Below are 12,371 nucleotides of genomic sequence, written 5' to 3'. Positions count from 1 at the left end.
TAGGTCTCTCTTTTTTGCTATAATAGAAAGTATGAATAACTTGATTAAATCCAAGCTCGAGCTCTTGCCGACGAGTCCGGGCTGTTACATTCACAAAGATAAGAACGGTACCATCATCTATGTGGGGAAGGCCAAGAATCTTCGCAATCGGGTGCGGTCCTATTTTAGAGGGAGCCACGATACCAAGACGGAAGCGCTGGTATCTGAGATTGTGGATTTTGAGTTTATCGTCACCGAGTCCAATATTGAGGCCTTGCTTCTCGAGATCAACCTCATCAAGGAGAACAAGCCCAAATACAATATCATGCTCAAGGATGATAAGTCCTATCCCTTCATCAAGATTACCAATGAGCGCTATCCGCGCCTCATCATCACGCGCCAGGTCAAAAAGGATGGTGGCCTCTATTTCGGTCCCTATCCGGATGTAGGGGCGGCCAATGAGATCAAGCGACTTTTGGACCGTATTTTTCCTTTCCGCAAGTGTACTAATCCGCCTTCCAAAGTCTGCTTTTACTACCATTTGGGGCAGTGTATGGCCCACACGGTCTGCCACAAGGACGAGGACTATTTCAAGGGCATGGCTCAGGAGGTTTCTGATTTCCTAAAAGGACAGGATGACAAGATTATCGATGAGCTCAAGGTCAAGATGACTACCGCTGCGCAAAACATGGAATTCGAGAGGGCGGCCGAGTATCGGGATCTGATCCAGGCTATCGGGACCCTGCGGACCAAACAGCGGGTTATGGCCAAGGATTTGCAGAACCGGGATGTCTTTGGCTACTACGTAGACAAGGGCTGGATGTGTGTGCAGGTCTTCTTTGTCCGTCAGGGCAAGCTGATCGAGCGGGATGTCAACCTCTTCCCGTACTACAATGATCCGGACGAGGATTTCCTGACCTATGTGGGGCAGTTTTACCAGGAGAAATCTCACCTAATTCCCAATGAAATTCTGATCCCTCATGATATTGATGAGGAAGCGGTCAAGGCCCTAGTGGATACCAAGGTCCTCAAGCCCCAGCGTGGGGAGAAGAAGCAGTTGGTCAATCTGGCCATCAAGAATGCGCGTGTCAGTCTGGAGCAGAAGTTCAATCTCCTTGAAAAATCCATGGAAAAGACCCAAGGTGCTATTGAAAATCTTGGAAAACTCCTGCAAATCCCAACTCCTGTGCGCATTGAGTCTTTTGATAACTCCAACATCATGGGGACCAGTCCGGTCTCTGCCATGGTGGTCTTTGTCAATGGGAAGCCAAGCAAAAAGGACTACCGCAAGTACAAGATCAAGACTGTCGTCGGGCCAGATGACTATGCTAGCATGCGGGAAGTCATTCGCAGACGCTATAGCCGGGTTATGCGGGATGGCCTGACGCCACCAGATCTGATCGTTATCGATGGGGGTCAGGGGCAGGTCAATATTGCTAAGCAAGTCATCCAAGATGAGTTGGGGTTGGATATTCCCATCGCAGGCCTGCAAAAGAATGACAAGCACCAAACCCATGAATTGCTCTTTGGGGATCCTCTCCAAGTCATTGAACTCTCACGGACTTCGCAGGAATTTTTCCTTCTCCAGCGGATCCAGGATGAAGTCCACCGTTTCGCCATCACCTTCCACCGCCAGCTACGGTCCAAGAATTCCTTCTCCTCTCAGCTGGACGGCATCGAAGGCTTGGGACCAAAACGTAAGCAGTTACTGATGAAACACTTCAAGTCACTGACCAAGATCAAAGAAGCCACTGTGGATGAGATCGTCACGGTCGGCATCCCACGAGCAGTAGCGGAGGCGGTGCAAGTCAAGCTCCATCAAGGAAAGCAGGAAGAAGCAAGTCCCTTGATGGAAGTGGCGGAGTCCTCCCAAGGATTTGAGTAATTGCACCATCCATTTTCATGGATGGTTTTCACTTTTTGTACTCGTTTTTGTTATACTTAAGGCACACAGATTTTTCAATCCATAAAGGAGTAGTTATGAACCATCGAATCGCTATTTTATCTGATATCCACGGAGATACGACAGCCCTGGAGGCAGTGATTGGGGATGCGCGTGCTCAAGGCGCGACAGAATACTGGCTTTTAGGGGATATTTTGCTACCGGGGCCTGGACGAGAGGACCTTTTTGGGTTGCTGGATGCGATTCCCATTACAGCAGCTGTTCGTGGAAATTGGGACGATTGTGTTCTAGAGGCTTTGGATGGCGAGTACGGACTTGAGGATCCGCAGGAGATTCAACTTCTTCGCCTCACTCAGTACCTCATGGAAGGACTAGATCCTAAGCGAATCGATTGGATTCGATCCCTTCCTTTGGTAGAGAAGAAGGAGGTCAATGGTATTCGCTTTTCACTGACCCACAACTTGCCAGAAAAGAATTACGGTGGAGACTTGTGTCCAGCTAATGCGACGGAGAACTTTGACCAACTGCTGGATGACCAGACAGATATGGCGATCTATGGGCATGTCCACAAGCAGTTGCTTCGCTATGGCAGTCAGGGCCAGCAGATCCTCAATCCCGGGACTATTGGCATGCCTTATTTTGACTGGATGCCCCTACAAAACCATAGGGCCCAGTATGCGCTGATCGATGTTGAAGAAGATGGGGTGACCAACCTGCACTTTCGGAAGGTGGCTTATGACTATGAAGCAGAGCTCCAAGATGCCAAGGATAAGGAACTTCCCTTTATTGAAATGTACGAAGAATTGAGACACAAGGATAACTATCGGGGTCATAACATCGAGCTTCTAACTTCCTTGATTGAACAACACGACTATCTAAAGGAGGCTAATTCTTTCCTTCAGTCTATAAAAACGCATAAGGGAAAATGACAAAGAAATGGGATTAACTGTTGATCAACGTAGAGAGCTTGTTGTAAATGATATCCGACAAGCCCTTCGACAAGTTTTTGGTGAGCATTTCGAAATTGTAGACATAGAAACGACGGCCCGGAGTGCTTATGGTCCGACTTTTATTCTTGAGATTTATCTTGAAGAGTATAAGACAACAGTGAATATGATGGTTGAAGGTAACGATGTATCACTCCTCTGGGGGCCTGAAAGATTCGGGATGGAGTTTTTGTATGATCGAGATCATTTTAGGGATAGCTTTGGAAAGATCAAAGCTTATCTGGATCAACCTGGCCTTATGTTTTCTGAAGCACTGACTCCTGATAATCTCTTAAAAAAGCGTTTTCTCCTTAAAAGAATGATAGAATCTACCTTTGAGGGAATAGCAAAAATAGACTTCTGGAGAAGACCATTTGAAAAAAATGAGCCATTTAGGATCCTCTTTACTTGTCATTTGCCTCATTATCCTGCTTTTTTTAGCATTGAGATAGCGGGTCAGCAGTTTGTCCTAGAAGAGATAGATCCAACAGTGTCTACTGTAGAGGACCAAGCATTCCCATTTCATCAGCCCATTGATCTAACCGTATCCAATATGACTTCTTTCTTGAATTGGTTTAAAGATAGTTTAGAAGGGAAGTTGGGAATGAATGATTCTGCCGATACGGTTTCTGGTTTAACACTTCCCCTTGATCCTGCTACAGTTGAAGCGAAGGTATCCCAAGTACAAGAGGTAATCCGATCGACGTTTACAAAGGATATTTCTTTTATGGAAGCGAACAAACTGGTCAAGTCTAATAGTTTTTATGGCGTTAATTTTTCAGTTCTATCTGAATATTATGATGCGAGATTTTCAATTAGCTTGGTTGGACGACACTTTGATCTTCATGTTATGAAGCCAGTTAAACCAGAAAAGAAAGACAATTGGATGATCAATGGTTTTCCTTATCTGTTGGTGGAGGAAAACCTTAGCAAAGTCATCAGAGAAGCGGAGGCCTATTTTGCTAGACAGGTAGAACCAGTTGAAGCGAAAGTAGGGTCAAATGAAAGCAATAGTAAAGTAAAACCAAGCACCCAAGCTCCAGTAGAAGTAGACCAAGCCAAAAACAAAGAAGAATTGCTCAAAAAAGAGTATTTAGGATTAAGAAAACTATGGAAAGTCCAGTTCCTGATTTTCTTTCTTTTGATGATCGCCGTCTTCGCCCTAGAAGTGTATATGGGAGGAGCTGGTTATAAGGCCTTTAAGATGAAAATTAAATATAGTTGGATTTCTGTCCATAGTTTCTCATTTCTCTTTCTGACCTTGTATGCATTGTTGACCCTCTTCCCGACTCAAAAGAGAGTCTATGAGCTCTTACCTCAATCCCCTAGTTGGAAATCTCTTTCGACCAAGGGAGTTCGCCTACCTAAGAAGGAAACTGGCTGGACCTCTTTGGTGATTCTGATCTTGGTTCTTCTGGGGACTCTTGATTTCCTCAGTCGCAAGCCGGAACCAAAGGTTGAAAATTCGTTGAACTATCAAGAAATCAACAATCTCTATGAAGAAGAAAGAGATTCTCACTACGACGATATCATCAACAAAATCCAAGACTCTAGTGGCCAGTTCTTTGAAAAAGAAAGTCCTGCGTCGGAATAATCTGAGTCCATAGAAGGGCGAGTAGCCTAGTTGAAAAGGAAACAGGGTCCTCAATGAAAAAACTCTGCAAGCTCTTTCATTTTGTGTTAAAATAGAGGTAATAGAATTAGAAAAGGAAGTTAACTATGAAATTCCTAGAACTCAACAAAAAACGTCATGCGATCAAGCATTTTACAGACCAGCCGGTCGATCCAAAGGATGTACGGACAGCTATTGAAATTGCGACCTTGGCTCCAAGTGCGCACAATAGCCAACCATGGAAATTCGTGGTCGTTCGTCAGAAAAATGCAGAATTGGCAAAAGTAGCTTATGGTGGGAACTATGACCAAGTCATGGAAGCACCTGTGACGATTGCTCTCTTTACGGATACCGATTTGCAACGTCGGGCTCGGAAGATTGCGCGTGTCGGTGGGGTCAAGAACTTCACAGAGGAGCAGTTGCAATACTTCATGCAGAACCTTCCTGCAGAATATGCTCGCTACAATGAACAACAGATTAGCGATTACTTGGCATTGAATGCTGGATTGGTCGCGATGAACTTGGTATTGGCCTTGACGGACCAAGGGATTGGCTCGAACATTATCCTTGGCTTTGACAAATCAAAAGTCAATGAAGTCCTGGAAATCGAAGAGCGTTTCCGTCCAGAACTCTTGATTACTGTCGGCTATGCTGCTGAGAAGGTAGAACCTAGCTACCGCTTGCCAGTAGACGAAATCATTGAAAAACGCTAATAGAAACTGAAAGAACCGGATGGTCTCGTCTCTACGATACAAGTCCGGTTTTCTAGAATCCTTTGGTAGACTGGTGGACAGTCGCTGATGGGATTTTGGAGGATTCAATTTAAATCGAAATAACGGAGGAATGCATGACAACAATTGACTTTAAAGCAGAAGTAGAAAAACGTCGCGAAGAAATGATGGCTGACCTTTTCAGCCTCTTGGAAATCAACTCAGAACGGGATGACAGCCAAGCAGATGCGACTCACCCTTATGGACCTGGACCAGTCAAAGCTCTTGAGAAATTCTTGGAAATTGCTGAGCGTGATGGCTACGAAACAACCAACGTGGATAACTATGCTGGACACTTCACCTTTGGACAAGGGGAAGAAGAGCTAGGAATCTTTGCCCACATGGACGTGGTACCTGCTGGTAGTGGCTGGAACACAGACCCTTACAAACCTGAGATTATCGATGGCAAGCTCTATGCGCGTGGTTCATCTGATGACAAGGGGCCTACAGTAGCTTGTTACTACGGTTTGAAGATTATTAAGGATCTGGGATTACCTGTATCTAAGCGCGTGCGCTTCGTAGTCGGTACAGATGAAGAGTCTGGTTGGGGCGATATGGACTACTATTTCAAACACGTCGGCCTTCCTGATCCAGACTTTGGTTTCTCTCCAGATGCGGAATTCCCAATCATCAACGGGGAAAAAGGAAACATTACCGAGTATCTCCACTTCGGTGGTCAAAACACAGGTCAAGCGCATCTTCATAGCTTCACCGGTGGCCTTCGTGAAAACATGGTACCTGAGTCAGCAACTGCAGTCGTTTCTGGGCAATTGCCAGATTTAGTGGATCTCCTTGATGCCTTTGCCAATGAACACCAACTTCGTTATGAAGTGTCTACAGTAGATGCAGACCAGTACAAGCTCACTATTATCGGGAAATCTGCCCACGGATCTACTCCAGAAGCTGGAATCAATGGAGCGACCTACTTGGCTCTCTTCTTGAACCAGTTTGACTTCGGTGGAGATGCCAAAGCTTACTTGCAGGTGTCAGCTTCTCTTCTTCATGAAGACTTTGCTGGTGAGAAGCTTGGCATTGCCCACACGGATGAAAAGATGGGGGCTCTCAGCATGAATGCGGGTGTCTTCAACTTTGATGAAAATAGCTCAGATAACACCATCGCCTTGAACATTCGTTACCCTAAAGGAACAGATCCAGAAACCATCAAAGCTGGACTTGAAAAAGTTGAAGGAGTGGCATCCGTTAGCTTGTCAGCTCACGGCCACACCCCTCACTATGTTCCAATGGAAGATGAATTGGTCTCAACGCTGTTGCGTGTCTATGAAAAACAAACCGGACTGAAAGGTCATGAGCAAGTAATCGGTGGTGGAACCTTTGGTCGTCTATTAAAACGTGGGGTTGCCTTCGGTGCCATGTTCCCAGACTATGTGAACACTATGCACCAAGCCAATGAATTTACGGATGTAGAAGATCTCTACCGTGCAGCTGCAATTTACGCAGAAGCTATCTACGAACTCATCAAATAAGACGCTACTCAGTCGGCACTTGCTGGCTGAGTTTTTGCTTAGAGGAGGAGAAATGAAGCAACTAGAGCAGATCAAAAAAGCCATCATGGCTGATCCACAAAACAAAGACTATACGGATAAGGGGATTGAGCCCTTGTTTGCGGCACCAAAGACAGCTCGAATCAATATTATCGGACAGGCACCTGGCCTTAAGACACAGGAAGCAGGCCTCTACTGGAAGGACAAGAGTGGGGACCGCTTAAGGGAATGGTTAGGAGTCGATGAAGAGACCTTCTACCATTCGGGTATATTTGCGGTCATTCCTATGGACTTTTATTTCCCAGGTCATGGGAAGTCAGGAGATCTGCCACCTCGCAAGGGCTTTGCGGAAAAGTGGCATCCTCAACTCCTCAAAGAGTGTCCAGATATTGAGTTGACCCTCTTGATTGGCCAGTACGCCCAAGCCTACTATCTTCATGAGAAGGTCAGTGGCAAGGTGACAGAGCGGGTGAGACGGTACAAGGACTACCTGCCCGACTATTTCCCTCTGGTCCACCCTTCGCCTCGCAATCAGATCTGGATGGCCAAGAATCCTTGGTTTGAGGCAGAAGTGGTGCCGGCTCTCCGGTCTCGAGTCCAGCAGATTATAGCCGAACATACAAAATAATAGTTAGTGATAATTGTAAAAGGAGGTATTTCCATGGATCCATATCAAAAAGTCAAAGACAAATTAGACGAACTCGGGATTGAATTTGATGTGGTGGAACACCCACCAGCATTCACGACTGAGCAGGCCGATTCTTATATTGAAGGTCTCGAAGGGGTCCGGACAAAGTCCATGTTTTTGACCAACAAAAAGAAAACCCAGTACTATCTGCTCATCATGGATGACCAGAAACTCTTAGACATGGATGACTTCAAAGAGCAAGTAGGAGCCAATCGGATACGTATGGCTTCAGCTGAATCTCTAGCAGAAAAAATGCAATTACCAGCTGGGACGGTATCCCCATTTGGCTTGTTAAACAATGCAGAAAAGGATATTCTCGTCTATTTTGATCAGGACATTGTGTCAGAGGAGATCATGACCTTCCATCCTAACACCAATGAAAAGACAATCTTTATAAAAACCCAAGACCTATTCCGTTTTTTAGAGTCCATTGATTTTAAATACGAAATACTAACCTTGCCATAGTGGCATCAAAAAGGAGAAATCATGAAAGAAATTCCATTTAATGACTTTTTAGCAAAGTACCAAGCTGGAGAGATCCAAGTCGTCGATGTCCGTGAGCAGGAGGAATACGATGCCCTTCATCTGGACGGAGTGACCTTGCTTCCCTTATCCGTGTTGGCAGAACGGTATTCAGAACTAGACAAGGAGCAAGCCTATTATGTCATCTGCAAGTCTGGCCGGCGCTCAGCCCGTGCCTGCCAATTTTTGGAAGAAGAGGGCTATGATGTGACCAACGTCCAAGGTGGCATGGATGCATTTGAATAGTTGGGATGCTCTAGACAGTTGATTCCTGTAGAATATTGAATTATAGCTAAAATTTTTATATAATATATCTGTATTTTATTTTATAAGGAGATTATTTTATGATCAAACAGGATTGGCTTGATTACTTTGAAGCTGTGAACGGTCGTTCAGCAACTGAAGCAGAGATCGCACAAGCATTGGCTGCAGGTGAGTTCCAAGAAGAACAGGCAGCTCAAGAAGCTTCACAATTTGTAGGTGCTCCAGTAGCTCCAGACCAAGCAAGCGCTGGATTCGTCGCTGCTCCAGTAGCACCAGAAGAAGCGGCTTCACAATTTGCTGCTGCGCCAGAAGCGCCAGCTCAAGAAGCACCACAATTCGTTGCTGCTCCAGAAGCGCCAGTTCAAGAAGCACAACAATTCGCTGCTGCGCCAGAAGCGCCAGTGCAAGAAGCGCCACAATACACTGCTGCACCAGAAGCACCAGTGCAAGAGGCACCACAATACACTGCCGCTCCAGAAGCACCAGTACAAGAGGCACCACAATACACTGCTGCGCCAGAAGCACCAGTACAAGAAGTGCCACAGTTTAATGCTGCGCCAGAAGCACCAGCATTTGGCGCTCAACCAAATAGCTTCCAACAAGCGCCTCAACAACAGCCACAACCAGGATTTGGTCAACCAGCCCCAGGTCAAGCTCCAGGTCAAGGCTTCCAGCAAGCACCTTATCCAGGACAACCTCAACCAGGTCAAGCCTATTATGCACAACCTGCTCAACCAAACGCTTTTGGTCAAGCAATGAAAGGATTCTGGTCATGGATTGTATCTGCTTTGGCTCGCCCAACAGTAGAAAATCAACCGAAAATCTTGAACGGTATCCTTCATTATGTGTTAACAGCATTTATCCTTAGCCTCTCACTTTTCTTCGTGGCGAGTGCCTTCCCATACGCTCAAGTAGGATTTACTGCTTACTTGTTGATTGTCATTGTAACTTTCTTTACAATTTACGCCACTCAATTAACTGGTTTCTTGGTTCGTAACCTTGTCTTGCAAGATAAAGAATACACCTACAAACGTTCATTCGATGAGTTTGCTCGCTTGTCTATCTATGCCTTGCCTGCATCCCTCATTGTCTTGATCCTTTCTCTAGTTAAGTACTTTGAAGGATTTAGCTTCCTTCGATCGTTAATCTTCGTTCTCTATTTCTTAGGCTTGCTATACACTGTTTACCAAGGTTTGAACAGAACAAAAATCAAGGCTGACAAATTCTTGTTGCTCCTTGCTTCAACAGCGGTCATTCTAGTCATCTTCACCATTGTTGGCATCGTTGACAGACGCATTTTAGAACAAGTATCCGTCTATATCGCTTCCTTCTTTTAATCGGGTAGGAACCTTGTCATAAAATTCTTGTTCATATAGATATCGGATAAAAAATATTTTAGGTTTTAGGAGAACATACCGATGAACAAAAAATGGGTAGAATTATTTGAAAAAGTGATCGGTCGCAAACCTACTCCTGAAGAATTCATTGCCGGAAGAGATTCCGGCTTTGATTTTAAGGCAATCAAATCAATTGCTGGAGTAGCTATCGACCAAGTGGCGTCAGAAGCGCCAGGACTAGGAGGGCAGGAACCAGTAGAAGAGCTTGTAAATCCACTCCAACAGGCCTGGGAAGAGCGTTTCTTCGCCCTTTATGGACGTGCGCCACTTCCAGAAGAGATCGAATCAGCACGTAGTCAGAACTTTGAAATTGTGGAAGGACCTGCTCCAACTATTCATTTGGATGAGACCAATCAAACAACACAGGTCTTCGCACCAGTAGAGAGTCCATCAGAGGCCTCAGAAAGCCTGTCCCAGCCAGTTGAAGCCGTAGCGGTAGCAGAAGTACCAGAGCAAGAAGAAGCTGTCAAGAAAGGCAAGAAAAAGAAAGAAAAGAAAGTCAAAAAAGAGAAAAAGGGCAAGAAAAAGAAAGTCTTCTTCTTCAGTATTTTAACTTTGTTGGTCTTGACCTTGTCTGGTCTAGGCTATTACTTCTCATCAACGACAGGCCCACAGGTGACAGTGGACAAATTGGTCACAGCCATTGAACAAAAGGATTACCGGGAAGTGGCTAGCATCCTTTCAAATGATAAGGATAAGTGGACCAAGGAAGAAGCTCAAGGCTTGCTTGATTACATGACTGCTCAGAAGATCGATGTGATTTACGAATTAGATCATATCGCCCAGTCTTCAAAAACAGGGATCGTCAAGGACAAAAATCAGAATCTACTGATTGGAATCGAGAAGGCGGATAAGAAATTCGGTATCTTCCAAGAATACCGCATCGAGACCTATCCACTTGAAGTCACAGCGACTACGAATCTGGATGATGCCAAGCTTAAGACCAGTGAAAAAGAGTCGACAGTGCTCAAAAAGAACCAAACGACCAAACTTGGTCAGGTGCACTTTGCACCTCGAGATATGCAACTAGACGGTAAGACCGAAATTGGAAAGATCTCTAGTGAGGTCAAGCTAGATCCAGCTCAAGCTTCGAAGAATAAGCTGGACTTGACCTTCAATTCTGAGAAACGTCTTCTCGAAATTGAATTTCCAGAGGAAGTCAGCAATCCAACGGATATCAAGGTAGCCGTGAATGGCAAGGAAGTCGGCACAAGTACCCTATTTGAAGTCGATGTCGTAGCCCATCAAGAAATCGAGGTCCATGCAGTCTTTAGTGTCAACAATGAGAGCTATACAACTGAAAAGGCCAAGGTTACGATCGGTGAAACTCCGGATGATGATGAAGTCATCACTTTGAAGTTTTCTAAGGATGTAGCCAAACGATTAAAAGATGTAGAAACAGCTCGTAAAGCCAAGGAAGAAGAAGCCAAGAAGGCAGAAGAGAAGAAAACTGCTATCACCTCCTTCCTCCAAGACTACCGGACAGAAATCTTCTCATCTGTCTCAAGTAGATCCAACACCTACTCCAAGTACTATGACACTTCAAGTGATGCCTATAAGGAAATGGTGGAGTGGACAACAGGTGGCGGAGTCAAGAAGGCTGAAATCGACTACTATACACCAGGTGTTTTCAATGTTCTCAGCGTTACCGAAGAGAATGGAATGGTGATCGTGAAAACCCATGAAGAATATACTGTGCACTATGTGACCAGCCGAAAAGATAGCCAGAGTAGCAAGGACAAGACCTACACCCTGAAACCTGTAGGGGATACTTACGTGATTACGGCTATTGCGGTCACGGCTGGTAATTAGGAGGTTTATGATGAAATTAAGCATGACAAAATGGACGCTTGCTGGCCTGGTTCTGTTGAGCCTAGGTGCTTGTGGCCAACAGAAGGAGTCAAAGAGCTCATCTCAAAAAGAGCCTGCTTCCAGTAAGCAAGTTGCTCAGTCGTCAGCCAGCAAAGAAACCAGTGCTTCTGAAGCAACTTCATCTGACGATAACAAAAAGTCAACGAAGAAGGCAGGCGAAGTAACGGTGGACCAAGGTGTTTCCTTTAATGGCTCTTATTACAGTGTCCAAGGAAAGTCTGGAGATATCGTCATCGCCAACAAGCACTACCCCTTAGCTGCAGACTACAATCCAGGTGAGGATCCAACAGCTGTTGCGGCCTTGCACGAGTTGATCGCAGCCATGCAGGCTGAAGGCTATGCTATCAGTGATCAGTACAGTGGTTTCCGCAGTTATGAGACCCAAGTAGATCTCTACCAAAGCTATGTCAATCAAGACGGTGTCGCTGCAGCAGATCGCTACTCAGCTCGTCCTGGCTATAGCGAGCACCAGACAGGTCTAGCATTTGACCTCATCGATACCAGTGGCAATCTCGTTCAAGAACAAGGCGCAAGCAAATGGTTGCTCAAGAACGCTGCCAAGTATGGCTTTATCGTCCGTTATCAAGAAGGAAAAGAAGCGAGCACGGGCTACATGCCGGAAAGCTGGCACCTTCGCTATATCGGAGAAGATGCAAAAGATGTCGCAGCATCAGGAAAAAGCTTAGAAGAATACTTCAACTTTACCGGTGGCGACTACGAATAACAAGAAAACCGCTCTTTCAGGAACCTGAAGGAGCGGTGTTTTTGTGTTGGGCAGGACAAGAAAAAACCACTGCCAAGTGGAAGTGGTTTTGATGGGTTTCTTATTTGAGACCGTATTTTTTGTTGAAACGATCCACACGTCCATCTGCTTGA

12 protein-coding genes are annotated in these 12,371 nt (G+C 45.4%); 11 read left to right on the top strand and 1 reads right to left on the bottom strand.

Annotation, left to right across the window (positions count from 1 at the left end):
• Positions 1-31 precede the first annotated feature (31 nt).
• The 11 genes from uvrC (at position 32) to ldcB (ending at position 12,219) form a co-directional block, all read left to right on the top strand.
• Positions 32-1,864 carry an excinuclease ABC subunit UvrC gene (gene uvrC / locus RCH62_RS03735; protein WP_306474648.1) on the top strand — a complete coding sequence of 611 codons (1,833 nt, stop codon included), beginning with the start codon at positions 32-34 and terminating at the stop codon, positions 1,862-1,864.
• Positions 1,865-1,959: 95 nt separating this feature from the next.
• Positions 1,960-2,811, top strand: a complete 852-nt coding sequence (locus RCH62_RS03730) for a metallophosphoesterase (RefSeq protein WP_306474647.1) — start codon at positions 1,960-1,962, stop codon at positions 2,809-2,811.
• 7 nt (positions 2,812-2,818) lie between these two features.
• Positions 2,819-4,462, top strand: coding sequence for a hypothetical protein (locus RCH62_RS03725; RefSeq protein WP_306474646.1), 1,644 nt, complete (start codon positions 2,819-2,821; stop codon positions 4,460-4,462).
• A 125-nt stretch (positions 4,463-4,587) separates the two neighbouring features.
• Positions 4,588-5,193, top strand: coding sequence for a nitroreductase family protein (locus RCH62_RS03720; protein ID WP_219074230.1), 606 nt, complete (start codon positions 4,588-4,590; stop codon positions 5,191-5,193).
• Positions 5,194-5,327: 134 nt separating this feature from the next.
• Positions 5,328-6,734 (top strand): dipeptidase PepV, encoded by a 1,407-nt coding sequence (gene pepV, locus RCH62_RS03715; RefSeq protein ID WP_306474645.1) that lies wholly within the window; start codon positions 5,328-5,330, stop codon positions 6,732-6,734.
• Positions 6,735-6,786: 52 nt separating this feature from the next.
• Positions 6,787-7,380 (top strand): uracil-DNA glycosylase family protein, encoded by a 594-nt coding sequence (locus RCH62_RS03710; protein ID WP_023026736.1) that lies wholly within the window; start codon positions 6,787-6,789, stop codon positions 7,378-7,380.
• A 33-nt stretch (positions 7,381-7,413) separates the two neighbouring features.
• Positions 7,414-7,905 (top strand): prolyl-tRNA synthetase associated domain-containing protein, encoded by a 492-nt coding sequence (locus RCH62_RS03705; RefSeq protein ID WP_123159256.1) that lies wholly within the window; start codon positions 7,414-7,416, stop codon positions 7,903-7,905.
• A gap of 21 nt (positions 7,906-7,926) precedes the next feature.
• On the top strand, positions 7,927-8,208 hold the full coding sequence (locus RCH62_RS03700; RefSeq protein WP_117744179.1) for a rhodanese-like domain-containing protein: 282 nt from the start codon (positions 7,927-7,929) through the stop codon (positions 8,206-8,208).
• Positions 8,209-8,306: 98 nt separating this feature from the next.
• Positions 8,307-9,563, top strand: a complete 1,257-nt coding sequence (locus tag RCH62_RS03695) for a DUF6574 domain-containing protein (protein ID WP_306474644.1) — start codon at positions 8,307-8,309, stop codon at positions 9,561-9,563.
• An 81-nt stretch (positions 9,564-9,644) separates the two neighbouring features.
• Positions 9,645-11,435 carry a hypothetical protein gene (locus RCH62_RS03690; RefSeq protein ID WP_306474643.1) on the top strand — a complete coding sequence of 597 codons (1,791 nt, stop codon included), beginning with the start codon at positions 9,645-9,647 and terminating at the stop codon, positions 11,433-11,435.
• A gap of 10 nt (positions 11,436-11,445) precedes the next feature.
• Entirely contained in the window at positions 11,446-12,219 is a 774-nt protein-coding gene (ldcB, locus tag RCH62_RS03685; protein WP_006597250.1) for an LD-carboxypeptidase LdcB/DacB, read from the top strand.
• Here the strand turns inward: ldcB and RCH62_RS03680 are convergent.
• Positions 12,178-12,371: hypothetical protein (locus RCH62_RS03680; protein ID WP_306474642.1), on the bottom strand; the 194-nt coding region annotated here is incomplete at its 5' end. The two genes, ldcB and RCH62_RS03680, sit on opposite strands and share 42 nt — an antisense overlap.

The organism is Streptococcus sp. (genome assembly GCF_030825805.1).
In the GTDB taxonomy this organism is placed as follows: domain Bacteria; phylum Bacillota; class Bacilli; order Lactobacillales; family Streptococcaceae; genus Streptococcus.
The sequence above is the reverse complement of the archived record's forward strand: the minus strand, read 5'-3'. Positions and strand labels throughout refer to the sequence as shown.

Excerpts from the sequence above, each read along its gene's own strand:
- uvrC (WP_306474648.1), top strand. The coding sequence starts at position 32 with ATGAATAACTTGATTAAATCCAAGCTCGAGCTCTTGCCGACGAGTCCG.
- RCH62_RS03730 (WP_306474647.1), top strand. The coding sequence starts at position 1,960 with ATGAACCATCGAATCGCTATTTTATCTGATATCCACGGAGATACGACA.
- RCH62_RS03725 (WP_306474646.1), top strand. The coding sequence starts at position 2,819 with ATGGGATTAACTGTTGATCAACGTAGAGAGCTTGTTGTAAATGATATC.
- RCH62_RS03720 (WP_219074230.1), top strand. The coding sequence starts at position 4,588 with ATGAAATTCCTAGAACTCAACAAAAAACGTCATGCGATCAAGCATTTT.
- pepV (WP_306474645.1), top strand. The coding sequence starts at position 5,328 with ATGACAACAATTGACTTTAAAGCAGAAGTAGAAAAACGTCGCGAAGAA.
- RCH62_RS03710 (WP_023026736.1), top strand. The coding sequence starts at position 6,787 with ATGAAGCAACTAGAGCAGATCAAAAAAGCCATCATGGCTGATCCACAA.
- RCH62_RS03705 (WP_123159256.1), top strand. The coding sequence starts at position 7,414 with ATGGATCCATATCAAAAAGTCAAAGACAAATTAGACGAACTCGGGATT.
- RCH62_RS03700 (WP_117744179.1), top strand. The coding sequence starts at position 7,927 with ATGAAAGAAATTCCATTTAATGACTTTTTAGCAAAGTACCAAGCTGGA.
- RCH62_RS03695 (WP_306474644.1), top strand. The coding sequence starts at position 8,307 with ATGATCAAACAGGATTGGCTTGATTACTTTGAAGCTGTGAACGGTCGT.
- RCH62_RS03690 (WP_306474643.1), top strand. The coding sequence starts at position 9,645 with ATGAACAAAAAATGGGTAGAATTATTTGAAAAAGTGATCGGTCGCAAA.
- ldcB (WP_006597250.1), top strand. The coding sequence starts at position 11,446 with ATGAAATTAAGCATGACAAAATGGACGCTTGCTGGCCTGGTTCTGTTG.